Origin of the sequence: Dyella dinghuensis, assembly GCF_003977615.1 — a bacterium.
In the GTDB taxonomy this organism is placed as follows: domain Bacteria; phylum Pseudomonadota; class Gammaproteobacteria; order Xanthomonadales; family Rhodanobacteraceae; genus Dyella_B; species Dyella_B dinghuensis.
Genome location: NZ_RYZR01000006.1, coordinates 58,876 through 85,569, shown reverse-complemented (window position 1 = coordinate 85,569; position 26,694 = coordinate 58,876). Strand labels below are relative to the sequence as shown.

At 59.8% G+C, this 26,694-nt stretch carries 18 protein-coding genes; 9 read left to right on the top strand and 9 right to left on the bottom strand.

Annotated features, from left to right (window positions below; all coding sequences use genetic code 11):
* Positions 1-31 precede the first annotated feature (31 nt).
* On the top strand, positions 32-1,744 hold the full coding sequence (locus EKH79_RS11430; RefSeq protein ID WP_126673958.1) for an LTA synthase family protein: 1,713 nt from the start codon (positions 32-34) through the stop codon (positions 1,742-1,744).
* A 59-nt stretch (positions 1,745-1,803) separates the two neighbouring features.
* On the opposite strand, the gene nagA is transcribed toward EKH79_RS11430, so the two are convergent.
* The 4 genes from nagA to EKH79_RS11410 all read right to left on the bottom strand — a co-directional run bounded on the left by nagA (position 1,804) and on the right by EKH79_RS11410 (position 6,551).
* A complete protein-coding gene (gene nagA, locus EKH79_RS11425) occupies positions 1,804-2,964 on the bottom strand; it encodes an N-acetylglucosamine-6-phosphate deacetylase (RefSeq protein WP_126673957.1) in 1,161 nt (386 codons plus the stop codon).
* Positions 2,964-3,998, bottom strand: coding sequence for an SIS domain-containing protein (locus tag EKH79_RS11420; protein WP_126673956.1), 1,035 nt, complete (start codon positions 3,996-3,998; stop codon positions 2,964-2,966). The genes nagA and EKH79_RS11420 overlap by 1 nt, the downstream gene beginning before the upstream one ends.
* Positions 3,999-4,131: 133 nt before the next feature.
* Positions 4,132-5,160 carry a LacI family DNA-binding transcriptional regulator gene (locus EKH79_RS11415; protein ID WP_126673955.1) on the bottom strand — a complete coding sequence of 343 codons (1,029 nt, stop codon included), beginning with the start codon at positions 5,158-5,160 and terminating at the stop codon, positions 4,132-4,134.
* Between the two features lie 104 nt (positions 5,161-5,264).
* Positions 5,265-6,551: a sugar MFS transporter gene (locus EKH79_RS11410; RefSeq protein WP_126673954.1), complete on the bottom strand. Its 1,287-nt coding sequence runs from the start codon at positions 6,549-6,551 to the stop codon at positions 5,265-5,267.
* A gap of 418 nt (positions 6,552-6,969) precedes the next feature.
* Between EKH79_RS11410 and glk the strand changes: the two genes are divergently transcribed.
* From glk to EKH79_RS11365, 8 genes are all read left to right on the top strand, one after another.
* On the top strand, positions 6,970-8,001 hold the full coding sequence (glk, locus tag EKH79_RS11405) for a glucokinase (RefSeq protein WP_126673953.1): 1,032 nt from the start codon (positions 6,970-6,972) through the stop codon (positions 7,999-8,001).
* A 130-nt stretch (positions 8,002-8,131) separates the two neighbouring features.
* Entirely contained in the window at positions 8,132-10,936 is a 2,805-nt protein-coding gene (locus tag EKH79_RS11400) for a TonB-dependent receptor (RefSeq protein WP_126673952.1), read from the top strand.
* 151 nt (positions 10,937-11,087) lie between these two features.
* Positions 11,088-12,923: a glycoside hydrolase family 9 protein gene (locus tag EKH79_RS11395; RefSeq protein WP_126673951.1), complete on the top strand. Its 1,836-nt coding sequence runs from the start codon at positions 11,088-11,090 to the stop codon at positions 12,921-12,923.
* A 23-nt stretch (positions 12,924-12,946) separates the two neighbouring features.
* Positions 12,947-15,256, top strand: coding sequence for a beta-N-acetylhexosaminidase (locus tag EKH79_RS11390; protein WP_126673950.1), 2,310 nt, complete (start codon positions 12,947-12,949; stop codon positions 15,254-15,256).
* 162 nt (positions 15,257-15,418) lie between these two features.
* Positions 15,419-16,666, top strand: coding sequence for a sterol desaturase family protein (locus tag EKH79_RS11380; RefSeq protein WP_325050604.1), 1,248 nt, complete (start codon positions 15,419-15,421; stop codon positions 16,664-16,666).
* Positions 16,667-16,786: 120 nt separating this feature from the next.
* Entirely contained in the window at positions 16,787-18,328 is a 1,542-nt protein-coding gene (locus EKH79_RS11375; RefSeq protein ID WP_126673948.1) for an amino acid permease, read from the top strand.
* Between the two features lie 167 nt (positions 18,329-18,495).
* On the top strand, positions 18,496-20,412 hold the full coding sequence (locus EKH79_RS11370; RefSeq protein ID WP_126673947.1) for a M61 family metallopeptidase: 1,917 nt from the start codon (positions 18,496-18,498) through the stop codon (positions 20,410-20,412).
* 179 nt (positions 20,413-20,591) lie between these two features.
* Positions 20,592-21,629, top strand: coding sequence for an HDOD domain-containing protein (locus EKH79_RS11365; RefSeq protein ID WP_126673946.1), 1,038 nt, complete (start codon positions 20,592-20,594; stop codon positions 21,627-21,629).
* Positions 21,630-22,429: 800 nt separating this feature from the next.
* Here the strand turns inward: EKH79_RS11365 and EKH79_RS11360 are convergent.
* The 5 genes from EKH79_RS11360 to EKH79_RS11340 all read right to left on the bottom strand — a co-directional run bounded on the left by EKH79_RS11360 (position 22,430) and on the right by EKH79_RS11340 (position 26,662).
* Entirely contained in the window at positions 22,430-23,713 is a 1,284-nt protein-coding gene (locus EKH79_RS11360; protein WP_233590289.1) for an EAL and HDOD domain-containing protein, read from the bottom strand.
* A 78-nt stretch (positions 23,714-23,791) separates the two neighbouring features.
* Positions 23,792-24,238, bottom strand: a complete 447-nt coding sequence (locus EKH79_RS11355) for a flagella synthesis protein FlgN (RefSeq protein ID WP_126673945.1) — start codon at positions 24,236-24,238, stop codon at positions 23,792-23,794.
* Positions 24,239-24,242: 4 nt separating this feature from the next.
* The gene (flgM, locus tag EKH79_RS11350) at positions 24,243-24,551 is read right to left on the bottom strand and encodes a flagellar biosynthesis anti-sigma factor FlgM (protein WP_126673944.1); all 309 of its coding nucleotides are present in this window, start codon (positions 24,549-24,551) and stop codon (positions 24,243-24,245) included.
* Positions 24,552-24,656: 105 nt separating this feature from the next.
* A complete protein-coding gene (gene flgA / locus EKH79_RS11345) occupies positions 24,657-25,355 on the bottom strand; it encodes a flagellar basal body P-ring formation chaperone FlgA (RefSeq protein ID WP_126673943.1) in 699 nt (232 codons plus the stop codon).
* Positions 25,352-26,662: a methyl-accepting chemotaxis protein gene (locus EKH79_RS11340; RefSeq protein WP_126673942.1), complete on the bottom strand. Its 1,311-nt coding sequence runs from the start codon at positions 26,660-26,662 to the stop codon at positions 25,352-25,354. Before EKH79_RS11340 ends, flgA begins: the two co-directional genes overlap by 4 nt.
* Between the last annotated feature and the right edge of the window lie 32 nt (positions 26,663-26,694).

Below are 26,694 nucleotides of genomic sequence, written 5' to 3'. Positions count from 1 at the left end.
GACACGGTGGACGCATCAGAGGAATCCCTCAATGCCGTTGAATCCGTTTCGCATCTCGCGAGACCGCACAACTATGCTTTGCGCGTGGGCATTCTTTGCCATCTGCGCATGGTTTACCGCGTGGCAGGAACCGCAACTGGAGCAGCGCCTGTTTGTGCTCGCGCTGATGTTCTGCGTGCTGGGCGCAGCGCTCTTTGTCTTCGCGCGCCTCGCGTTCGCGCTGGTGTTCAGTAGTGGATTGTTTTTGCTGTTGCGCGCGATCACCGTGCTCAAGCAGGAATACCTCGAATCGCCGCTGATGCCGGCCGACTTTGTGTACTACATACACTCCAGTTTGTTCGAGACCTTGCGGCGTTATCCCAATATTTACAGCGTCGGCATCTGCGTCGGCATCGCCGTGCCGATCGTGCTGTGGCTTGCATGGCACTACGATCGCCGTCTGTTTGCGAAACTGCGTCTGCTGCCGCAAGCAGCGCTGCGTGTGAGTGGCATCGCGATTTGCGTGTTGGCATTCTGGGCGTGCCTGCTTCCCGCCGGCCCGTTTGCGCAAGTGCATGCGCGCGGTGCTTGGGAAAAGATGTCCGACGATGCGGCGTTGACCAATTTCTTCGTCAACCTGCGCGACTCCAGCGTGCATCTGCCCGCCATGGCTTCCGACGCCGACGCCGCACGCGACTGGCAGTCGACGAATACGACCACGCCGGGCACGACCGACGCCAGCCAATACCCGGACATTGTGCAGGTACTGGAAGAAAGTACCTTCGACCCGGCGCCATACATGCATTGCACCGTGCCGGAATGTCACCTGGACATGTTCAAGCCCGATGCAATGACACGCGGAACTGGCGTGATGCGCGTGCATACCTTTGGCGGTGGCACCTGGGTCAGCGAATTTGCCGCGTTGACTGGCATGCCGCAGGACATCTTCGGACCCGGCGGCATGTATGCGCCATACGTGCTCGCGCCGCGTGTGCGCGACTCGCTGCCGCTGCAGTTGAAACGACTGGGTTACACCACGGTTGCGATCTATCCGACCAACGGTGTTTTCCTCAACGGTCACGATGCCTACAAGGCTTATGGCGTCGATCACTTTTACGGTGCGCACGAACTGGGGCTGGACGACTGGGACGAAACCGACGCACAGATGTTCACGGCGGCCAAGCGTGTCTACGATCAGTTGAAGAAGCCGGGGCAACCGATCTTCATCATGGTCCTGACGATCAATCAGCACGGGCCGCACGACGATCCAATGTCGACGCTGCCCAAACAGTTCCAGAATCTGTTGCAGGGTTTGCCCGATGCAACCGCGTTGAACTTCGATACCTATCTGCAACGCCTGCATGATTCAGACGTGGCGATGAAGGGCCTCGAGCACGATTTCCTCGATCGCGCGCAACCGACGGTGCTGGTGCATTTCGGCGATCACCAACCTTCGTTCGATGACCTGATGCGCACGTTGCCGCGTACGTTGCCATCCGAGCTGGTGCCATATCAGGACTATCTGACGTATTACATGATCAAGAGCAATGTGCCGGGTGCGGCGTTGCCGAAGTATCCGATGCTCGATATTGCGCACCTGCCGGGGATGGTTCTGAAAGCGTCAGGCTTGCCGATGGATCCTTATTTCACCGCGCTGACGTCGTTGCGCGAGCGCTGCAATGGGCTGTATGCCGATTGTGCGAACAAGGATCTGGTGAAGTCGTATTACGCGTGGATCTTCAATCGGCTGCGCGTCTATCAGTAACGATGCGTAGGTTGGGTTAGCGCAACGCAACCCAACCTACGAACGCGGCATTCGAACGATCAAACGACGGGATAGGCGACGCCGTCGACCCAGGTTTCGCGCACGGTGAACGAATCGTCCATCACCGCAAAGTCGGCGTGATAACCGGCGGCGATGCGTCCATGCGTGCGGTCGAGGCCGATCCACGCGGCCGGATAACTGCTGGCCATGCGCGACGCTTCGGCCAGCGGCAGGCCAAGCATCTCCACCGCGTTGCGCACGGCGCCTGCCATATCGAGGCCGGAGCCAGCCAGTACGCCCGCTTCGCTTTGGCAAATGCCATCGCGCATGACGATGGTTTGTCCGTTGAGTACATAGATGGGATTGTCGCTGCCGACGGGCGGCATCGCATCCGTCACGAGTACGCATTTGCCCTGCGCCTTCGCCGCGATGGCGACACGCAGCGTGGCAGGGTGGACGTGATGACCGTCGACAATCAGTCCGCACCAGCTGTACGGATCATCCAGGGCAGCACCCACGACGCCAGGATCGCGGCTGGCTAGCGGCGTCATCGCGTTGTAGAGATGCGTAAAGCCACAAACACCGGCATCGAGAGCGGCGCGCGTGGTCGCGTAGTCAGCGCCCGTATGTCCGGCGACAACCACGACGCCCGCTTCGCTCAATCGCGCGATGATGGCTGGCGATACCTGATCGGGTGCAAGCGTCAGCATCACCACGCCCTTATGCGGCGCGGTGAGCACTTCGACGTCGCTCGCGTCCGGCAAGCGGAAAAGATCGGCGTTATGAATACCCTTGCGCGCAGTCGCCAGGAACGGCCCTTCGACATGAATGCCCAGAATGCCGGGGACGCGTTGTTCGATCGCTTCATCCACGGCGGTAAGCGCGGCGTGCATCTGCTCGGCCGTGTCGGTGATCAATGTCGGCAACATGCCGGTCGTGCCGTACTTGCGGTGCGCCTGGGCGATGCCACGTAGCGTGTCGACTGTCGGGGCGTCGTTGAACAGCAGGCCGCCGCCGCCGTTGACCTGCACGTCGATGAAGCCCGGCAGCAGCAAATGACCTTGCAGATCGTGCTTCTGCGCATCGCCAATACGCGCATCGTCATGGGCCACGATGGCCACGATGCGCTTGCCGCGCACCAACACCACCTGGCCTTCGCGCGGACCGTGATCGCCTACGAGGCGGCCATTGACCAAAGCAATCAGCGGATTCGGCGGCATTACACAGTCTCCGTAACCTTGCGCAGATGTGGCGGCACATCCGGATCGTAACCCCGCGCGAGTGACACTGCGCTGGCGGCGCGGTAAAAGCTCTGCACGGCGAGCAAGGGTGTGACGATGGCCTCGACGCCGCTGGGAAGCGGCAGCGCATCAGGACCTTCCGCACCGGGCGCGGCTACCCATACGCGCACGCCGCGCGCGCGGAATTCGGCAGCGACGGCCAAGGTGTTTTCCAGCGTGCCATCGTCCTGTGCGAGGAACAGCACGGGGAAATTCGCGCCGACCAAGGCCATCGGGCCATGCTTCACTTCGGCCGCGCTGAATGCTTCGGCATGCAGGCCGCAGGTTTCTTTCAACTTGAGCGCCGCTTCGAGTGCTGCGCCAAAACCGTAGCCGCGACCGACGACATAAAGATTCTGCACATCGACTAATCCGCGCTCGAGTGCACCCCAGTCGCTATTCCATCCGCGACGAAGATCATCAGGCAGCCGCGCAACGGCGGCATGCAGTTTGTCGTCGTTCGTCCAGTACGCGGTCAATTGAAGAACGGCCGCGAGCGTGGCGAGATAGCTCTTCGTCGCAGCAACGCTTTGCTCGGGACCGGCGCGGAGCGGAATAACCGTATCGGCCAGTCCGGCGAGTGGCGAATCTTCGACGTTGACCATCGCCACCACATAAGCGCCCGCATCTTTCGCCGCTTGCGCGCTGCGCAGCAGGTCGGGGCTTTTGCCCGATTGCGAGATCGCGATGAACAGTGCGCCGTCCACTTTCAGATCGGTGTTGTAGATCGACGAAATGGATGGCGACGCCGATGCGGTGACCAAACCAAGACGCGTTTCGAACACGTATTTCGCATACACCGCAGCGTGATCGGAACTGCCGCGCGCGCAGGTCACGATGAAGCTGGGCGGTTGGGTGCGCAAACGTTCGCCGAGGGATTTGAGTATCGACGCGTTTTGCGCCAGCTGGCGTTCAACCGCTTCGGCGCTTTCCTGCGCCTCGTTGTACATCAGGGTGTCGCGAGCGGATTTCATGGGGACTCCGGAAAAGAAATGAAACGCAGCATGTCGCGCTGCGCATCGGAAGCCGACGCACAACGCCATACGCTGCGTGAAATGACGAATAGGGAATGCATGCGGCGGCGCATCGCGCGCGTCGCATGCAACATCAGGTTTGACGTGGTGGCGCGGTCGAGCCGCGTACGACCAGCTCGGGCATGAAGCCTTCGTTGGTCGGCTCCGCGTTCTGGTTTTGCAAGCCGCTCATCAAGCGCAATGCGGCGTGACGACCGATCTCGCTGGTCGACTGCCGCGCGGTGGTGAGCGCAGGCCACGCTTGTTTGGAAAACGGACTGTCCTCGAAACCGGCGATGGACAGGTCCCACGGTACGTCCAGTCCCGCCGAGCGCGCCGCCGCCAATACGCCCGCGGCAATTTCGTCGTTGCAACCGAAGATCGCGGTGGGCGGTTCCTTCAAGGCGAGCAATTTGCGTGCACCGCGAAAGCCGTCGTCGAAGGCGTACCGTCCGGGCAGGATCAGTTTGCGATTGATCGCGATGCCGTAGTCCTTCAACGCATCCGCGTAGCCCTGATAACGCTCCGGGCTCGAACGGTGATGCGGTTCGCCCCACAAAAAGCCGATGCGCGTGTGACCGAGTTGAATCAGATGCTCGGTAATCGCGTAGGCCGCATCGTGGTCGTCCACATAGACGCACGGCATGCCGTCTTTCGGATCTTCGCGCGAGGCGATGATGCGAACGAACGCCACATCGTGTGCTTTCAGCGTTGCCAGCAGCGCCGATTGCTCCGACATCGGCGGCGCTAGAATCAAGCCGGCCAGACGTGCGCGCTGTACCAGCGAGACCAGTTCCTCCGCCAGTTTCGGTGCCGTCGAGTCGCACGGGTAAATCTGCAGACCGAAGCCACGCTCGCGGCATGCGGACAGCACGCCGTTCTGCATATCGATCACGTAGTGCGCGTTCGGGTTGTCGTACACCAGCCCGATCGCATACGAGTGCGTGCTGCTGCGCAGGCTGCGGGCCGACGGGTCCGGCCGATAGCCGAGCTGCTCGATCGCCCGCTCCACTTTCTCGCGGGTTTCCGTACGTACCGCCGCTTCGTGGTTGATAACGCGAGAGACCGTCTTGAGCGAGACGCCGGCGTGCTTGGCGACATCCTTGATGGTTGGACTGTGCAAACAGGAATCCTCCCGGGTGTCGGGTGGGCATCGTAGCCCAGTCGCCGGGTCGAGTGGTGGTCAACAGGTAAGAGTCACCGGCGCCTGACATCGCAATTATGCCTTCAGACCGCGTGGTTGCCCACGCTATGCCCACGTACGCCGTAGTAAAGGATGTAGAGATAGCACGGGACTATGACAACCAGGAATGCTAGCTGGAAGTCGATGTGCTCCTTCAGATGCACGAACACCTGGGGAAGCAGCGCACCACCGACGATGCCCATGATCAGCAGCGCCGAGCCCAGCTCGGTATGGCTACCCAGGCCCTTGATCGCCAGCGGGAAGATCGCCGGCCACATCATGGCGTTAGCGAAGCCCAGCGCAGCGACGAACGCTACCGACGTATAGCCGTGCGTGACATAGGCGCCGAAAGCGAAGATCACGCCCATGACGGCCGATACCGCCAGATAACGCTGCTGCGAAATGAAGCGCGGAATAATCAACAAGCCAACCACGTACCCGGTCAGCATCGCGAGCATGGTGTACGTCGTGAAGTGCGAGGTCACCTTCAACGGCAAGCCAAAACCCTGGCCGTAGGTGTTGATCGCATCGCCCGCCATCACCTCGACGCCGACATACAGGAACAGGCAAAGCACACCGAGCCACAGATGCGGGAAGCTGAAAATGCCGCCCGATGTATGGCCAATCGCGCGTTCGCTGTTGGCGCCGGAGGGTTTGATCTCCGGCAGCGACGACCACACGATCCAGATTGCCAGCACCACGAGAATGGCCGCCATCGCCATATAAGGAACGAAAACGCGCGCGGCGAAATCGTTCAGAAGTGCGTCACGTGCAGGACCTATAGCGGTTTTTGCGACTTGATCCTGAAACGAATCGATGCCCGTCATGATCAATATGCCGAAGGCGATCGGTGCCAGCGCACCAGCCACCTTGTTGCATATGCCCATGAAGGCAATGCGCTGCGCGGCGCTATCGATGGGGCCCAGAATGCTGATGTACGGATTGGATGCGGTTTGCAGCAGCGACAAGCCCGCACCGATCGTAAACAGACCCGTGAGTGCACCGTAGTAAACGCGCATGCGCACGAACTCGCCGAACACTGCGGCGCCAATGGCCATGATGAAAAGGCCTAGCGCCATGCCTTTTTTCATGCCCGTGCGTTTCAACACGACACCTGCGGGCAGCGCGAGAACAAAGTAGGAAACGTAGAACGCGAACGGAACGAGGAATGCATTGATGTCGTCAAGCGTAAATGCCACTTTGACGAACGAGATCAGCGGCCCATTGAGCCAGGTGACAAATCCGAAAATAAAAAACAGCACGCCGATGATGATCATCGGCAAAAGTGTCGACGTGCGTGGCGCGCCGGCGGTATAGGTGGTGGACGACATGAAGATTCCCCGTGACAGACCCGATGTCGATGACGCTCGAACGACATCACCGTAGCAAGCTTTATTGTCCCTGAGACACAACGTTGTCAATCGACAGGACAGAATGCGCGCCGACAACGTGCGCCATTATTGACCCATTTGAAACCTTTTTGTGGTGCGTCGCAGCACTTTGAAGGGAGGGTCTTTGGTCATGGGTGGTCGTCACTAAACATCAATTTAATCATTAATTTATACATTCTGGCCTGCAGCCTCAAAAAACTGCCTTTCGCACTGCGTCAAACATGTCTTGAAGATGTTCTTTACACCCTGTTGACAGCGTTGTCATTCCTGACCAGACTCCGTCACCAGCATCGTGCCGTGGGAGTAACGCCCACGTAGTCGTAGGGGCAGGCACGAGATATCAACGCAAGGAGGGGGCGTGGCTCAGGCTGTCATACGTGGCAATGCGCAATCGGTGCCGTCACCGGAACTGGCCTTTTTGGCCGCCGATGTCGGTGGCACGCATGCGCGCATCGGTCTCGTCAGTCCCCGTCCGGATGGCCATCGGCCCGTCACGGTGCTCGAATACCGCCGCTATGCCTGCGCCGAATGGCCCAGCCTCACTGCGGTACTGAAAGATTTCGTTTCCCAGCTCAGCCCCGGCATGCATGTCGATCATTGCGCTGTGGCCAGTGCGGGCTATGTGCTGGGCGATGCCATCGTCAACGACAACCTGCCGTGGCCGGTGTCGATTCGCGACATTCGCGAAACGCTCGGTATCTCCACGCTCGCGGTCATCAACGATTTCGAGGCTGTGGCGTACGCCACGCAGTTCATGACGCACGCCGACACCACGCCGGTGATCGAAACCAGTGCGCCGCAAATGGTTGGCCCCGTGTTGGTCATGGGCCCAGGCACCGGCTTGGGTTCGGCCGTGCTGTTGCCGGGCAAGCCGCACGCCACCGTGCTGCCCACTGAAGCCGGACAGGTTGCGCTGGCGCCGGGCAACGAACTGGAAATCGACATTCTGCGTTTCCTGGCGCGCGATCGTGCGTACGTATCGTTCGAACACGCGCTCTCAGGTCCCGGCCTGGTCAATCTTTACAACGCGATTTGCTCGTTGCGCGGCGTGAGGGCGTCGCTGCAACTGCCTGCGGACATTACGCGCAGTGCAGTTGAGCAATCCGATGCCGCAGCCACCGAGGCCTTGAACGTGTTCTGCGGTTTGCTTGGCAGTTTCGTCGGCGATCTTGTGCTGCTTTATGGCGCACGCGGCGGTGCATACCTCGCTGGCGGCATCTTGCCGCAGATCCGCGATTTGCTGCTTTCAAGCACGTTTGCAGAGCGCTTTTTCAACAAGGGCGTCATGCGTCCTTACTTGCAACAAGTACCTGTACGACTGATGGAGCACGGCCAGCTCGGGGTCATCGGCGCTGCTGGCCTGTATTTGGACAGTCAGCATGCTCAGTGATGGGCGCGCCGAGTCAAGTTTGGAAAACGCCGTTTTTTGAATTGAACCGGGCGCAAGCCCAATCGCCACACAGCACGGGCATGCCGCGAACATTTTCCGTTGCTGAAAACGCCTCTGAGGGGAGGAAGTCATGTCACATCGTAAGACACTACTAGCCGCGAGTATCTTCGCCGGACTATGTTTTGCCGGCACCTTGTACGCGCAAGACACAACGCAGACGACGTCTGCACCAGCAGCTGTACCTGCAAGTCAGCAGTCCGAGCAACAGGCCGAAAAGGCCAATGCCAAGCAGCTGTCCACGGTCACTGTTGTCGGTATCCGCGCCAGCTTGCAGCAGTCGATGGATACCAAGCGCAATGCCGATGCGATCGTCGATGCCATTACGGCGACCGATATCGGCAAGTTCCCGGCCACCAACGTTGCCGAAGCACTGGCACAGGTGCCGGGCGTCACGCTCGATCACTTGTTCGGTGCCACACAGCGCGTCAGCATCGACGGCATCGACCCGAGCTTGAACTTGTCGTACCTCGATGGTCACCCGGTTGCGCAAGCACTGTGGTTGTACGGCGATAGCCCGAACCGCGGCTTCAACTATTCGTTGCTGCCAGCGGAAATTCTCGGTCAGCTCGAAATCTTCAAGACGCCCGAAGCGCGCCTGCCGGAAGGCAGTCTCGGCGGCACCGTCTTCATGCACACCGTGCAGCCGTTGGATGTCCCTTCGAACACGCTCAGCGGTACGTTCGGAGCGAACTACAACGACATGACGGACAAGAACCGTCCGAACGGTTCGGTGTTCTATAGCTGGCACAACGATTCGAAGACCTTCGGTGTCGACGTTTCTGCGCAGCACTACGAGCAGGACACTTCACGCCAAGGCCAGGAAATCTTCAGCTACACGCCGGTGTCGGCCATTTCGGCCGTGAACCCGTTGATCGCTGCCGAAGTGGCCTCCGGTCAGCTGAAAAACAGCGACCAGATGCCGACCGAAATCAACTCGGCCAACTTCGAGCAGATCGAAAAGCGCAATAGCATCTTCGTCAACATTCAGTACAAGCCGAACGAGCATTTCGATAGCACGCTCAGCTTGATGTACATGAATGACAGCCTCAACAACATCAACACCTCGCTCTATCCGATCGCCGGTTTCAACTATGCGGGTATTACCCACCTGACAGCGAACGGCAATGGCGTCGTGACCTCCGGTACGCAGGTCGGTACGCCTTGCTTTGAGGCAACGTCGTGCACCAGTACGGCCGATACGTTCGAGGATAACGACGCGCGTGCGTCCTACATCCGGACCAAGGGTGTCGACTGGCGCGGTACTTACTACGGTGACGGCTGGCGCTTGGGTGGCCAGATCGGTGTGAGCACGTCGAACAACGTGATCAGCCAGGCGTTCAAGGAAATCTACTACGGCGGTGGCTTCAACTGGAGCATCCCGAACGGATTCAACTTCACCAATCTCGCCACGGCCAACAATCCCAATTACTGGGCCGACAACGATTTCGGCGGAAACATTGGCTACAAGCCGTACCATGCGCGTGATTCTTACGCGCAGATCGATTTCAGCAAGGATTTCGACGGCTTCATCAATGAACTGTTGGTTGGCGCGCGCTACGCCTCGCACTGGGAAAGCCAGAGCCTGTTGATCTACCGCGGCGTGCCGAACATGACGCTGAACCAGATCGGTTATGGCGGCCTGACCAACCTGCAGGGCGCTTCGTCGATTGGCCTCGGTGGCAGTTCCGTGTCGCATGTGCAGACCTGCGGTTACAACTGCATCTTCAATGCGGTGCTGAACAACGGCCCGCTGTCGGCGAACGATCCGGTCGACTATTGGGATAACACGTTCAACGTGCAGCAGCAGAACACGGCCGTGTACGGACAGGCCAACTTCGGCACGGACAATCTGCATGGCAACCTCGGCTTGCGTTGGGTGAAAACCCAGACCAACTCCTATGGTTATTACGTTCCCAGCAGCTGCCAGGTGGCCGGTGCTGATGGACTCGTACCCTGGGATTGCAACTTCACCAACGGCACGGGCTACATTGGTGTGCAGACCACGCGTTACAACTGGCTGCCGGCATTCAATATCGCCTACAACCTGACCCCGGATTTCATCCTGCGTGGTGCAGCGTCGGAGACAGTCGCTTACGCGCCGTATAACGAATTGGCACCGTTCTTCGAAGCCAATGACACGGTGCTCACAGCGACCGCCGGCAATCCGGGCATCAAGCCTTATCGTTCGATCAACGGCGATGTTTCTGCCGAGTGGTACTTCAACGATCAGTCGGTCATTGCGTTCTCCGGCTTCTATAAGAACGTGTTGAACTACGTCACTCAGGAGACCACTCCTGAGACGCATGAAAACGGTTCGTGGGGCACGCTCTATCCGGGCCCGACCGGTGCGCAGCTGGTCGCCAACGGCATGTGTACGGTTGCCGGCGTATGTACCTACCAGGTCACCGCACCGGTTAACGGCGGCCGTGCCAAAGTCAAGGGCGCTGCCATTAGTTACCAGCAGGCGTTCGGCGACAGCGGTTTCGGTCTTCGTGCGAACTACACGTACTCCGACTCGCGCACGGTCGAGACGATCCAGGGTGCCAACTGGTTGCCGTACAACTCGAAGAACTCGTATACGTTGGCTCCTTACTTCGAGCAAGGTCCGTATAGCGCAAGCGTTTCCTACAACTACCGCAGCAAGTACCTTGCCGGCGGCTACGTAGCAGGTGCGACGAGTGCTTATACCGCTAGCTACAAAGAACTTGATGCATCGGCTGCCTACGCGTTCAACAAGAACTTCTCCGTGTCGTTCGACATGCTGAATCTGTTGAACTCGGTGTACAAGCAGTATGACGGCATCAACAACACGATGCTTCTCAACGAGTACGTGAGCGGTCGCGAGTTCATGCTCGAGGCACACTTCAAGTTCTGATGCTTATGTAAATCGAAGGTCTTTCTTCTTCCCCGCCAAGGACCTGGTGCTTTCTTGCCAGGTCCCTTTTTTTTGGGAAGTTGAATGCTTGAGAAGGGAGCCGCGATGCGTACCACAGGTATCACGGTATCCGCTGTCTGGGAGGTTGTGCATGAAGCTCGCCGTGCGCTGTATCGCCGTTGGTCTTGCGATGTATGGACTTCACGCGCAGGCCACGGAGCCCAGACTGCTGGTTGACCAGGTGGGTTATGAACTCACCGCTTCGAAACAGGCTGTCGTCTCGTCCGACGCAACCGAATCGCTGCACCAATTCCAGGTCATCGATGCAAGCGACGGCAAGCCGGTATTGACCGGCACGCTGCAGGACAGCGGCCCCGTGGCGAAATGGGGCGATCAACATTACTGGCAGGCCGACTTCTCCGCGCTCAAGACGCCGGGGCGCTATTACCTGCAAGTGCTCGATCACGGAACCTGTGTGCGTTCCGACGAATTTCTCGTGCAGGACAACGTGCTGGAGCGCAACACCTTCTCCAACGTCGTCTATTACTTCAAAGGTCAGCGCGCGAGTGGCTTGCTCGACGAGGCCGATCGTCACCTGCCGCGACCCGACGGCAAACCCGGCGCGTTGGACATTCACGGTGGCTGGTACGACGCCACCGGTGACTACGGTATCCACCTGTCGCATCAAAACCTCACGTCCTATTTCAATACGCAACAGGTACCGCTCGTCGTGTGGAGTCTGCTGCGCAGCTGGCAGCAGCTGGATGCGCGGCACGATCAGAATTTCAGCCAGTATCTAAGACGTCTGCTGGACGAAGGCCTGTTCGGCGCAGATTTCCTTGTGCGCGACAAGCGGACGGATGGTTCCTTCTATCAATCCATCGACGGCCCGGGCATTGGCAAGCTGCCGCAGGACCGCGTGATCGGGGATCCCAATTGGCGCACGCAGATCAAGACGAGCGCCAACGACACGACGCAGAAAGTGGAAAAACCTGCGCGCGGTCCGCATGCCTATGAAGCGAGCTTTCGTGCAGGTGGCGGCATGGCCATTGCGGCGCTCGCACTTGCCAGCACCATGGATGCCGATGGCGAGTTCAAGCGGCAGGATTATCTGCGCACGGCCGAAGATGCGTATCGTTTTCTCGATGCGCACAATAAGGAACTGATCAACGACGGCGTGGAAAATATCGTCGACGATTACTGCGCGTTGCTGGCGGCAACCGAGCTTTATCGCGCGACACACGATGACGTGTGGCGCAAAGCGGCCGATCAACGTGCCGGCAACCTCATGGCGCGCCTGACCACCCACGACGGTCAGCAGGATTACTGGCGTGCCGATGCCGGAACGCGGCCGTTCTTTCATCCCACCGATGCGGGGCTGCCGGTCGTGGCGTTGCTGGAGTACGCCACCATCGCGACTCCCGTACAGCAGAAGGCTGTTCGCGACACGGTGCGTCGTTCACTCGCGTATGAGCTGCATGTCACGGGCGACGTAAATAACCCATTCGGTTATGCACGACAGCTCGTGCGCATGGGTAACGGCGCGGTACGCACCGCCTTCTTCTTCCCGCACGATTCGGAAGCTGCGCCCTGGTGGCAAGGCGAAAATGCACGCCTGGCGTCGCTTGCCGCCGCGGCACGCATGGCAGCATCCTTTTTCGCCGATGATCCCGGCTTCCGCAACCAGCTCGAAAACTACGCCTGGAACCAGCTGCACTGGATCCTCGGCCGCAACCCCTACGACACCAGCATGTTGATGGGCAGCGGTCAGCGCAACGCGCAGTACATGTTCTTCAAGTCGTATGAATACACCAGCGCACCGGGTGCCATCATCAACGGCATCACCGCGGGTCTTGATGATGAAGACGGTATCGCTTTCAATCTCGGGTATGCGCAAACCGGTCGCGACGACGATTGGCGCTGGACCGAACAGTGGTTGCCGCATGACGCGTGGTATCTGTACGCCGTCAGCCTTCCGCACGACTGAAACACCTCTATACGGATAAAACTATGAGACTGGCAGGCGTCATCTTTTTTTTCGCGCTGTGCGGCCTCGTGCAAGCGTCACCCGTATCCATTATCCCGTTGCCGGCGCAGCTGCAAACCGCGGAAGGCTCATTCACGGTCGATGACAACACACCTATCGTCATTCCATCCGGAGACGCAGCGGCGCGTCAGTCTGCGCAATATCTTGTCGACACACTGGCGCGCACCCGCGGCCTGCATTTGAAGATCGTCGAAGGCGGGTCTGCTGCGAACGCCATTGCCTTTGTGCGCAATCCGGCATCGCCTGTGACACAAGCCGAGGGTTATAAGCTGGATGTCACCTCGCACGGCATAACCATCGACGCGCGTGATGATGCCGGACTCTTCTACGGTGGCATTACCCTTTGGCAATTGCTGACGCCGGATGCGCAGAAGGGTGCCGTACAAGTGCAGGCACTCCACATCAGCGACTGGCCGCGTTTTGCGTGGCGCGGTGTCATGCTCGATTCCGCGCGACATTTTCAATCCGCTTCCGACGTAAAGCTGCTGATCGATCAAATGGCGCAGCACAAGCTCAACGTGCTGCATTGGCATCTTACGGATGACCAAGGCTGGCGTATCGAGATCAAGCGTTATCCCGAACTCACGCACATCGGCGCGTGGCGAACACCGCCGGATGCCGGTCACGATGGCGAGCCGCTGCGTTACGGCGGTTTTTATACGCAGGACGAAATTCGCGATGTCGTTGCCTATGCAACCGCGCGACACATTACGGTGGTACCGGAAATCGACATGCCCGGCCACGCACAGGCTGCCGTCGCGTCGTATCCGCAGATCGGCGTAACCGGGAAACGGCCACCCGTATCCGTCGATTGGGGCGTCAATCCGTATCTTTACAACGTCGACGATGCGACATTCCAGTTCGTCGACAACGTGCTCGACGAAGTGATGGCGTTGTTCCCGTCGCACTACATCCACGTCGGTGGCGACGAGGCCGTCAAGGATCAATGGAAGGCATCGCCGGCGATACAGGCCAAGATTCGTGCGCTGCATCTGAAGGATGAAGATGCATTGCAGGGCTGGTTTATCGGCCGTGTCGGCAGCTATCTCGCGGCGCATGGCCGCCGGATGATCGGTTGGGATGAAATTCTCGATGGCGGTGTGCCAGCCGATGCCACTGTGATGTCGTGGCGCGGTACAGATGGTGCGATCAAGGCGGCGAAGATGGGGCACGACGTAGTCATGTCGCCGTCGCCCGATCTTTATCTGGACGGCGTGCAAAGCGATCTGCCCGATGAAACGGCAGGACGCGTTCCCGTGCGCGATCTTGCCAGCATCTATGCTTTCAATCCGATACCGGCGCAGTTGAGTGCGACACAAGCCAAACATGTGCTCGGCGCACAAGCTAATATCTGGACCGAGCATATTCCGACCATGCAGCATGTCGAACATGCGGCACTCCCGCGTATCGATGCGTTGAGCGAAGTAGTCTGGTCGCCAGCTTCGGCCCGCAATTGGAAAAATTTCGTGGCGCGATTACCCGCGCAATTCGAGCGCTACGCGGATCAGCAGGTCGACCAGGCGGACAGTGCGTTTGCGCCAAACATCCATCTCGACGCCAACAAAGCGCTCAAGATGCATCGTGCGACGGTCACGATTTCGAATCAGGCTGGCTACGGCGCCATTCACTACACCGAAGACGGAAGCACGCCGGATATTCACGCGCCGCTTTATCGCGGTCCCTTTGTCGTCAACGTCCCGGCGACGATCAAAGCCAAAACATTTGCCGAGGATGGGAGCGTGCTCGCTGCGGAACGTGTTCGTGTGCTCGATCACGATAGCTTGCTGACACGGCTTGGCGTCGAACTTCCTAATTGCCCCGGCAGCGATTTCCGTTTGCGCATTCAACCGATGCCCGATGCAACCAGCATGGCGCCGGTGTATGCCGTGAACGTTTTCGATTCGTGCGAGCAATTTCCGGCGGCGCCGCTTGATGGGGTGAATGCGATCCATGCGGATGTCGTACGGCTGGAGCGCAACTATGCGCTCGCACACGATCAGAAGCTGGTCGTGTCACGTCCGCACACCACGCCCTATGGCGAGCTGGTGGTGCATCTGGATCGATGCGATGGCCCGACGCTTGCCACGATGCCGTTGCCCAATCCGGCCGTCAGCGCGCGGAAATTCTCACTGGATGCATCGCTGCCCCAAACGCAGGGGGAGCACACGTTGTGTCTGGCCTTTACCGCACCCATTGACGGCCCGCTCTATGCGCTGGGAAGCATCTCGCTGAAAACAGCCGGGGAAGGCCGCGGATCACTAGCGAGCCGTTAACGTTTCAAACGCGGACGCCCGCCAAAGGCGGTTTTTGCGCTGCTTTATCCTTGCCCCGGCTATATATACTGATCGCGTAGCCATGGCTGGTCGGCCGTTCGGGTGAGCGGGCGCCACGGCGGGAAGAGGGCAACGCTTGCGATGATCACGCCGGAACAAATCATGGCCTGGGCGATTCCGGGCTTCTTCGTCCTGATCGGTATCGAACTGCTGGTCGCGAAGTGGCGTGGCCGCGATGTCTATCACGTCAATGATGCGATCAACAGCCTCGGCCTTGGCGTGGTGTCGCAGATCGTCGGCATCTTCACCAAGCTCTTCACCATCGGCATCTACGCCTGGTGCGCAAGTCATCTGGCGCAATGGACACTGCCGGCCAACAGCGTGTGGGTCTGGATCAGCGGTGTGTTGCTGTACGACTTGCTCTATTACTGGCTGCATCGCTTTGGACACGAAGTGAACGTGTTGTGGGCAGCGCACGTGGTGCATCATCAGAGTGAGAGTTACAACCTCACCACGGCTTTGCGTCAGACCGGCAGTGGCTTTCTGCTCGGCTGGTTGTTCTATCTGCCGATGGCGTTGCTGGGTTATCCCACCGAAGTCTTCGCGGTGGTGGCGCTGATCGATCTGCTCTATCAGTTCTGGGTGCACACCGAAGTGATCGATCGTCTCGGCTGGTTCGATCGCGTGTTCTGTTCGCCGTCCAATCATCGCGCGCATCATGCGGTGAACGATCGATACCTGGATCGAAACTACGGCGGCATCCTGATCATCTGGGATCGCCTATTCGGCAGCTTCGTCGAAGAAAACGACGAAGACCCGCCGATCTACGGCACGCGTGCGCCGCTGCAAAGCTGGAACCCGCTGTGGGCGAACGCCGAAGTGTATTGGGCGATGCTGAAAGACAGCTGGCATGCGCGCAACTGGCTCGACAAGTTGCGTGTATGGTTCAAGCCACCGGGCTGGCGGCCTGTTGACGTCGCGGCGCGTTTTCCCAAGTCTGATTTCGATATTGGACATGCGCGTTACAACCCGGCACTACCAGGCACGTGGAAAACGTATTGCATCGTGCAGTTCGTGGTGATGCTGGTGATGGGTGTGCATTTCCTCGGCGCTGCGCCGAAACTGGAACTCTCGCAAGCGGCGCTCTATGCGGCGTATCTCACGTTCGGTTTGTGGACACTAGGCGTGGTGATGGAAGGGCGCAGCGCAGGCGTATGGCTCGAGCTGCTGCGTACCGCGGGCACGGCGGTTGTCGTGGGAATGAGCGGGCAATGGTTTGGTGTTGCGCATCTGGACCCTCGCGCGGTGATCCTTATCGCTTCGGTATTCGGCCTTAGTGCGCTGGCGCTGCTATGCGTGGCCGGTTACGAACGGCGGCATACGGACGCGAGAACGCCGGCGCTCGGTTGATGCATCGGCATCGTCTTGGCTGCAATGCAGCATGCGGCCTACCCAAAGAAAAGACGATGGCCTTGAAGTAAGGCGTCCACCTTTCGCTATCATCGGCCTTTGCCTTGGGGAGAGACGCCGATGAGTTTTCTGAGCCGGATGCTGCGCCACAAATCCGTCGAGCTGTTGCAGGCGGAAGCGGGCCAGCGTGGCGACTTCCGTCGCGTGCTGGGCCTCTGGCAACTCACGGCGATCGGCATCGGCGGCATCATCGGCGTAGGTATCTTCGTTCTGGCCGGGCAACAGGCGGCGATGAATGCCGGTCCCGCTGTGGCGTTGAGCTTCATCATCGCCGGCTTCGGTAGCGCATGCGCCGCACTTTGCTACGCGGAATTTGCCGGGCTGATTCCGGTGACAGGCAGCGCCTATACCTACGGCTATGCAGTGCTGGGCGAATTCGTGGCGTGGATTATCGGCTGGGATCTGCTGCTCGAATATGCGCTGGTCGTTGCCGTGGTCGCGATAGGCTGGTCCGGTTACGTGCAGGTGTTGCTTGGCTCGGCAGGCGTCCATCTGCCGGAGTGGGCGCAGCAAAGCATGAGCGCGCAAACGATGGAGTATTACCTGCAACAGTTATTCGGAATGCACGGTACACAAGCCATTGCAGGGCCGAGCGACGGTCATCGCTTCAACGTGATCGCCGCCGGTATTTCGCTGCTCGTCGCCGCGTTGCTGACCATTCGCACGGAGTGGGGTGCGCGTTTCAACACAGTCGTGGTGGCCATCAAGGTGATTGGCGTGCTGCTGGTCGTGGGGGTCGGTGTTTTCTATATCCATGCGGAAAACTGGCATCCCTTCATTCCTGCGCGCACGGTCGATGCACAAGGCGTGGGACATTTCGGGTGGGCCGGTGTGCTCACGGGCGCCAGCGTGGTGTTCTTTGCCGTGTTCGGTTACGACACGCTCACCACGGCGGCGGAAGAAGCGAAGCATCCGCAACGCGATTTGCCACGCGCAGTGTTGCTGTCGCTCGCTGTCGCCATGGTGCTCTACATTGCGGTGTCGCTGGTGCTGACGGGCATTACGCACTACAGCCATCTCGGTGGCGATGCGTCGGTTTCCGACGCATTCGAGTCGATCGGATTGCACTGGCTGAGCGTAACCATCGCCGCGGCCGCTGTTATCGGCGTAACCAGTGTGCTCTTCGCTTTCATGCTCGGTGCGGCACGCATCTGGTTTGCGCTGGCGCGCGATGGACTATTGCCGGCGTGGTACGCGCATATCCATCCGCGTTTCGGGACACCGGCAAGGCCCACGGTTATTCTCGGCGTGTTCACTGCACTCGTCGCCGGGTTATTGCCGATTGGCGAAGTCGCCGAGCTGGTCAACATCGGTACGCTCAGCGCTTTCATCATCATCTGCACGGCCGTGCTGGTGCTGCGTGTACGCAAACCGCACGTTGCACGGAGTTTTCGCGCACCCGCCTTGGCTGTGGTCGCCCCACTCGGCGTGCTGTTTTCCCTGCTGCTGATTTTCGGCGTGCCGTGGTCCGATACCGATGGCTGGCATCGCATCGGCGGCCTGCCGTGGATCACCTTCGAGCGCTTCATCATCTGGATGGCGCTGGGCTGCCTGATCTATTTCGGATACGGAATCCGCCATAGCCGTTTAGAAAAGCCCTAGCGTCAACCCTCTTTCACGTGACCTCTGGCAGGGGAGGGGGACTGGGGCGTTGGCTCTACCATGGGTAGGTGCCGCGCCACATGGGCGGCCAGTCATCCCTAGCTGTTTTCGTGGGTAATCCGCGAAAACAGTGCTTGCCTCGGAGTCATCTAGTGAAGTTTCGTTCCATGCGTTTGAGCCTTCTCGCTGCAGCTGTTTTTGGCGCCATCACCCTGTCCTCTGCAGCAATCGCCCAGTCGGAAACCGGTGATGTAACGCCCCCTGTCGATCAACCGTATGCTGGGATGCTGACGGTCAATGTGGATTTGAGCGATGCCGGCAAGCGCATCTTCCGCTCACGCGAAACCATCCCGGTGAAACCCGGCGCGCTAACACTGTTTTACCCCAAGTGGATTCCCGGCGAGCATGCACCCTCCGGTCCGGTGCAGAACGTATCTGGCCTGATCATTCGCGCGAACGGTAAACAGTTGCCGTGGCACCGCGATCTGCGCGACATGTTCACGTTGCATCTGGACGTGCCGGAAGGTGTAAGTCAGCTCGACCTGGAATTCGAATTCCTGTCGCCAGGCGATGGTGAAGGCAGCAACTTCGGCGCCAGTGCGTCGGCCACTCCGGATCTGGTCGACATGGAATTCAATCAGGTTGCCTTCTATCCCGCCGGTTATTACACGCGGCAGATTCAGATCCAGCCTACGGTCGAATTGCCCGAAGGCTGGAAATTCGGCTCGGCGCTGCAAGTGGATAATCAGTCGGGCAACACGATTCACTTCAAACCAGTGAGCTTCAACAACTTCGTCGACTCGCCGCTGATTGCGGGTGCGAACTTCAATCGCGTCGATCTTACGCCGAGCGGCGGTACGTCCGTGCATCTGAATGTCGTGGGCGATTCGGCGAAAGACGTCAAGCTCACCGACAAGCAGCTCCAGCAGCAACGCGATGTCGTGAAGCAAACCAACTTGTTGTTCGGTGCGAATCACTACAATCATTACGACTTCCTGCTCACGCTTTCCGATCACACCGGACATTTCGGTCTCGAGCACCACCAGTCCAGCGACGATCGCCTGCCTGCCGATTTCTTCACTGACGACGACATGCACCTGCTCGCCGCCAGCCTGATGCCGCATGAATTCGTGCATTCGTGGAACGGGAAATTCCGTCGCCCGGCGGATCTGTGGACGCCCAACTTCAACGTACCCATGCAGGACGACCTGCTGTGGGTCTACGAAGGTCTGACCGATTACTGGTGTGGCGTGCTTACCGCGCGCGCGGGACTTTGGACGCCGGATCAATACCGCGACTCCATCGCCAACATCGCAGCGGACATGAGCTATCGCACCGGCCGCGCATGGCGTTCGCTGCAAGATACTGCCGATGCTGCACCGCTCACGTATTACGGCTCCGACAGCTGGCTCAACTGGGTGCGCGATACGGACTTCTATCCGGAAGGTCAGCTGTTGTGGCTGGACGTCGATACGAAGATTCGCGAACTCAGCGGCGGCAAACATTCGCTCGATGACTTCGCGCACGCGTTCTACGGCATGGACAACGGCAGCTACGTCACCAAGACGTACACTTTCGACGATGTCGTGAACACGCTCAATCAGGTGCAACCGTTCGACTGGAAGACATTCCTGCGCGATCGTCTCGACTACACCGGCGGCGAGCTGCCCGAACACGGTATCGAACGCGGCGGCTGGAAACTGGTGTTCACCGACACGCAAGGGCAAGCGGAAAAAGCCTATGAGGGTGTTCGTCACGCGGCGAATCTGTCGTACTCGATCGGTCTGGTCGTCAATCAGAGCGGTCGCATCGCCGATGTGCAATGGAACGGGCCTGCGTTCCAGGCAGGCTTGGTGCCAGGCTTGTCCATCGTCGCCGTCAACGGCCGCGATTTCTCGATCGACAGCTTGAAGGATGCGATCGACGCGGCCAAGATCTCGCAAGCTCCCATCCAGTTGCTGGTCAAGAACGTGGACGTCTACAGCACCGTGAATATCGACTACCACGGCGGCTCACGCTACCCGCATCTGGTACGTGGCGATGGCAAGGATGTGATCGGCGCGATTGTCGCTCCCAGAAAGTAAGGTTGGCGTAGGTATCGCAAAACGGCCGCCTTTGGGCGGCCGTTTTGTTTTGTGCCCGATGACCGGCAAGTCAAGAATCCGCCATTTATGCCGATACCCAATACGGGCAGGTGCCACCGCGATTCCTTTAGCGGAATGTGCGGGAAATGTGAGCCAATTGGGGTCGGTCGAGGGTAACTATGCTGGCATTCTGGAAGCGACTATTCGGGCGCGATGAGCCAAAAGAGCGGCCACGTCTCGGCGTGGTGCTTGCATGGCCCGAACCGCTGTCGCCCGAAGAATTGCCTGCCGCGCCGGATAGCGCCGACATCCAGGACGCGTTCTATCGCATGCTGCTTGGCATGCCCGATTCCGACGTCGCCGAGATGCGGCCGCAGGAACAGCTGCTGCTCAAGCGGTTTGAAGAGTTGTGTGGTGGCGAACGTTTCGACATCACCACGTTGCCACGATTGCCCGAGGTGCTGCCGCAGTTGTTGCGCCTGCTCAAGAGCGAAGATTCCGACGGCATCAAGGTCGCCAAACTGATCAGCCGGGATCCGGTCCTGGTGGGCGAAGTGATGCGGGTCAGCCGCAGTGCCCATTACCGCACGGCCAGGCCGATCAGCAGTCTGCAGCATGCCGTCGTGCTGCTCGGCCATGATGGTCTGCGTCGCGTGGTCACCATGCACGTCATGAAGCCGATACTTAAAGGCAGTGCCGGCACGGTTGGCCACACGGCCGGTCAGCAGCTTTGGGATCATGCGGAACGTTGTGCGCAGGCATGTACGTATTTGGCGAAGGGGTACAACGATCCCTTTGAAGCCTATCTGGCTGGCGTGGTCAGCAATGCTGGTGTCGGCGCGATGGTTCGCGTGCTCGATCAGGAGGCGCCATCGACGCTCGACGTATTCAGTCGTGAATTTCTAGCCAGTTTCGTGCGGATATCCAATCACCTTACGTTGCGGGCGGCGAAGCACTGGGAGCTACCGTTGCCGGTTGTCGATGCCTTGCGTGAGCAGCTTGAGTTGCGCGTGAAGCCCCCTGTAAGCGAGTTGGGTAACGCACTTGCTGCGGCTGATCATGTGTCGATGGTGCAGATGCTTGAGGACAATCATGTGATCGAGCGGGGGATGACTGCTTCGCGTGGGCGTGTTGATAAGTTGCCGGATGCGTTGGTGGATCGGGCGTTGCAGGATTTGAGGAGGGGGTTTCGGCAGCGGGAGGCTTATGCGGGGTGATGCGCGGTTTTCGCGTTGCGGCTGAACGCGTGTCATTGACCGTCTTGCGACAACGTTTATCTCGTCATTCCTGCTCACCGCCTCACCGTCATCCCAGCGAAGGCTGGAGGCGCTTTACAACAGCGGAGCTGGTCATCCAGTGTCGTTATCGTTTAGCTGTGCGTTGTCGCTAGTTTGCCGCTTACGCAGCGGGCGTTTCGACTGCCTGCCGGCAGCCGAGTCACTTTTCTTTGCTGGCCCAAAGAAAAGTAACCCAAAGAAATGGCCTTAAAAGCTTTTGTTGTTGACGTAAATAAGCATGGCAGATCGCCTCCAGCCAGATATCTCGCGTGCCCGCTTCCGCGGGGCGGCTAAACCGCGACTATTAAGCGGTGAGGGCCGAAAGCGAGTCGCTCCGCAAGACGGGTGGCCGCATGCTCTAAGCCCTCAGGACCACACCGCGTTGCGGTGTAGCGGCGCGGCGTATTTGAAACGTAACGGCTCATGTGGGCACCGCCCTCCCGGGTTTCTATCCAGCCATTGCTGTGAGCCTCTCAGGCCATTTCTTTGGGTTACTTTTCTTTGGGCCCGCAAAGAAAAGTGACTCGGGCCTCGGCAGAGGCACGAAACGCCCGCTGCGTAAGCGGCAACCTGGCGATATCGCACAGATGAAAACCAAGGTCACTGAATGACCAGCTTCGCTGTTGTCGAGCGCTTCCGGCCTTCGCCGGAATGACGAGCGTTGGAGACTGAGGGAGTAAGGAGAGTGCGCGCGCGAGTCGCTGATCCACGTTGCGCAGATCAGCGAATAAACAACTGACTCAGTGCGCGCGCTGCTCAGAAAACGAATAAACCTGATCCGCCCACTGCGTCGCCTCAAAATACGCCCCCGCCATCTTGCGAATACTCTGCGGCGGCATCTGATTAGTGCGCATATCCCCCGATTCCCAGGCATAAATCTGCCCAAGGATCGGCGCAAACGGACCGCGATCCTCCACCAGCGCCTCGCGAATCTCCGGCGCCAGCGGCAAATGGCTCAACACGAATTCCATCGGCGCGCACAGCAAGGTATCGAGCAGCGACAGCAGGCCGGCCATGAACGCCATGTCCTGCTGCTCGGTCGACATACCCTGCGCGAGCTTCTCGCACATGTGCGCACGAATCAGTGCAGCGCGTAGAAGTTCCGGCGGACGATCGTCCATGCCGCTCAGCGTCATCGTGTGAATCCAGTTGCGCATGCGCGCGAGACCGAAAAAGATCGCGGCCTGCTGGATGGATTTGAGCTGACGGGGAAGTGCGAAGTACGCCGAGTTCACGCAACCCAGCAATTTGTAACTGAGCACGGCGTCATCGCGAATGATTTCGCCCAGCTCCACCGGACCTGCACTGCTTTCCTGCAACGCTTTCATCAGGCGCAACAGACTCAGGCGATTGGGCGTAAGCACAGGTACTTCAATCTGCTGAGGCACCAGCAGATAGCGCCCCTGAATCGCCTGGAACGGCAGGTTCTTGCAGCGCGCGTAGGTCAGATGATCGTCGACGTTGCCTGCGATAACGCCAAGTCCGCGATCGTAGAGTTGGTTGCAGCGGCTTTCCAGCGTCGCGGCATCCATGGTCTTTGCGTCGATGCGCACGTAGCGGGCAAGACGCAAGAGCGGTTCAAGCGGACCATGCGGTTCGCTCGATGCGGGATCGATCGATCCCAGATCCAGCATCATCGGGCAATTGCGCAGCGCGAGCTGCTGAAGACGCTGCACGAGTGCGACGTCGCGAACCTGGAATGGATCCATGATCACGCCCAGACGCGGCGTGTGCGCAAGGATATCGGTCTGCTCAAGCAGCAACGAACGCGACAGGCGCATGAACGCGCGGTTGCCGCGAACCAGGCGCGTGATCGCGCCATCGGTAATACCGGAAACAATGCCGCCAAGCAGTGTGGTGTCGGCGTCGGTACCCGCGCCCTGGCGATAGAACACCAGCTCGTAGGCAAAAAGTTCTTCGTCGCGATCCAGCATCGGGCTGCGCACGACCGGCAGCAGCATGTCGCTCAGCGTCGTCGGTGCGTTCAGAGGAGCGGTAGTCGTCGCGGGTGCTGTCATCGTCATGGACCGGTTCCGTGCGGGTCGTGCGTTACCGTGTGCGGGAAAACGCGCCCACTCACGAGGGGATTGCGATACAGACTTTTAAACTTGTGCGAGCGGAACCGAACGATGTGCGCTGCGAACCGCACCGTTTTGACCGTACGTGCCGACTTGCGAATCGCTGCCCGTCAGCACGGACAGCGCACGTCGCACTTGTGTCAATCGTTGATTGACCAGAGCGCCATTGCGCTGATTTTTGTCGCGGCAGACGGCGAGTGACTTCAGCAGATCGCGCCAGATGGAGTCGGTTTGCTGCGCGGCTTCAGTGCTCGTGTTGCTCAGATGCAACCGTTCGACGTCCAGCTGTTCGAGCCTGCGCAACAACATCTGCTTGGCCTCGCCCGAGCGGTTGAGCGCTTTGGCGTCGGCGGCTTCGAGTGCTTCGCGCTCTTCGTCCAGGACGTTGATGAGCTGCGTGGCAGTCGCGCTCATTTCATCCAGGACGGTGCGCAAGGCGGCACCGAGTTCGGCCTGCAGATTCGGACTCATGTCATCACTTGCCGCTGATCTGGCTTTCCATGGAGGTCAGTTTGTCGGCAATGGCGTTGGGGTCCACCTTGTAGGTGCCCGCAGCCAGCGACTGTTTGATGGCTTCGACCTTGGCGGTGTCGACCGGACTGTCCGCGCTGCTGGCTTGCTGCAGGGCGCGGGCGGAATCGGTCAACTTCACGCTGTCGTTGGACTGCGTGGCAGCCGTGTTCGACGCAGACGTGGTTGCGTTGGTCTGATTGGCGTTGCTGTCCGCGTTCGTGGTGGCGAGCGGCAGCTGCGGCAATCCGTTGGACGAAATTGTGTTGTTCATAGTGCTTAGGATTCCCGTGTGCGGATGAGTCCTGAAAGGGATATCGGCCTTCCCGGGGGAAACTTTAGTGCCGACGATCACATTCTGTACGTTTGGTTGAAAGTGTTAAGGAAGGGCCTGAACCTCGCCGGCCCCCAGCACTATGCCATTGATTATCTTGCCTGAAGTGTCGTTCCGGACACGCAGGTGCGAACCGGTATCCCCGGCGTCCAGGGCCATTGCGGCGGTGCGGACCTCGATCCCGTCGACCTGGGCGATCAAGGAAACCTCTTCGCCGGAATGGACGGTTTCCCGCCCAGCCAGGTCGCCTGGTTCCAGCACCACCCCGCCGATCAGCGGATGGGCCACGGCATGACCGGTGATCTGGTCGACGCTTTCCACATAGCCGTAACCCATGCGCGTGATGTCGCGTTCTTCGACATGCACGTCGGCCGGACCGATCATGTCGCCGCGCGCCAGCGGCCGGCTGGTGACCAGCACCTGACGGAACACCTGCATCTGCACGGGAACCTGGATGGTCCAACCGGGCGTGCCGGTGCAGCTGATCGCCACCGCAACACGCGAAGGCGTTCCCTGGCGATTCGGCAAATGTGTTTGCAACGGTTTCGAGCACGCCGCGAGACGAAGACGCTCGCTCAGCTTCGTCGGCACGATCACCACCCGGCTGCCTGCATCGGCATATTGCGCGCGCACCGCCTGTTCAGCGGCGCTGCGCAATTGCTCCGGCGTGGTGCCATCTGCAAACGCACTCGTGGCCGAAGCCACGAGCGCAAAGAGCAGGGCGGTGGTCGTCACACGATTCATGGCAAGTCGTCGGCGAGCATCGCGGCGAGTTGGTTGTTGATGGTGTCGCGCTCGTTTTCCAGCTTGCCGGACAACTGCGTCGCCAGATCGAATTCGCCGTTGTTGAGCAGTTCGACGAAAGCGCTGCCGTGTTCGTGCAAGCGCGCCGCCGACTCGCGCAACGTTGCGCACGAAGGATGGTTGGTGTGGCGCGCCATCAGGCGATCGAGGCTGCGCTGCAGTACATCGGTATCGAACCAGCGGCGATCCAGCGCAGTCGGTTCCTGCAAAGCCAGTTCGATGCTTTGACGAAGGCCCAATACCGATTCGCGTACCGTGAGGCTAAGACTCGCAATATCGTTGCCGCTTTCGCCTTCCAGCCAGCTCAGGCACAGGCGATGCGCCAAGGCCGCGGCGCGTCCCAATGCTTCGCCGTGGCGACGGGCTTCATAGGCGCGGCGCTGCAAGGCGCCGAGCGTCGCTTTCATCGTCGTCGCGCGAACGTGCAATCCATCCTGCGATTCGCGCAAGGCACGCAGGCGATCGCTGGCGTTCTGCAAGGATTCGCCACCTTGCTGCATGCTGCGTTCGGTATCGCCGATGCCGGTTTGTGCACGCTCCAGGCGCTGCAAACCTTGCTGCACGTTGCCGCTCATGTGCAATGAGAAGGCGCCGATGGCACCGGTGACGGTTTCAATTTCCGCCGTGGCTTGCGTGGTTTTCTCGGCGAGCTGCTTCACCTCGTCCGCCACCACCGCAAAACCGCGGCCTGCTTCGCCCGCGCGCGCCGCTTCGATCGCGGCGTTCAGGGCGACGAGATTGGTTTGATGTGCAATGTCCTGCACGCTGGTCGTCAGCGCGCGGATCTGCGCAATCTGTTCGGTCAGCTGGCTCTGGTTCTGATGCATGGACGACAGCGCGCTGCGCAACAGGCGCAGCTGGCCGTTCAGTTCGCTCACGCTGGCGGCGCTCTGGCTGCCGGCCTTGGTCGCCTGATCGATGCCGCCTTGCGCCTGCTGCAGGATTGTCGACATCCCGGCGCTGTTGTCCGTCAACTGACCGACGCCGTCGCGGCTTTCGCCAATCGACTGCTCCAGCGCACTCTGTTCACGGTGAAGCGTCTGCGCGTGGCTCAGCACCAGGCTTTGCTGCTCCAGCGACTGCAGCGCAACGGCGGCGGGCGCGCGGGGTTCCAGGCGCGCGAATAGCGGCGCCAACAGCTTGGCGACCTCCGGATACCGGCGGCTCAGCGAAGCCAGCTCGGCGTTGTTTCCGGCGAGGGCGGCTTGGGTCAAGGCGGCCACGTGCTGGCTGCGGATCAGACTCATAGGCGGAGCAATTCCATTCGTTGGTTCCCTGA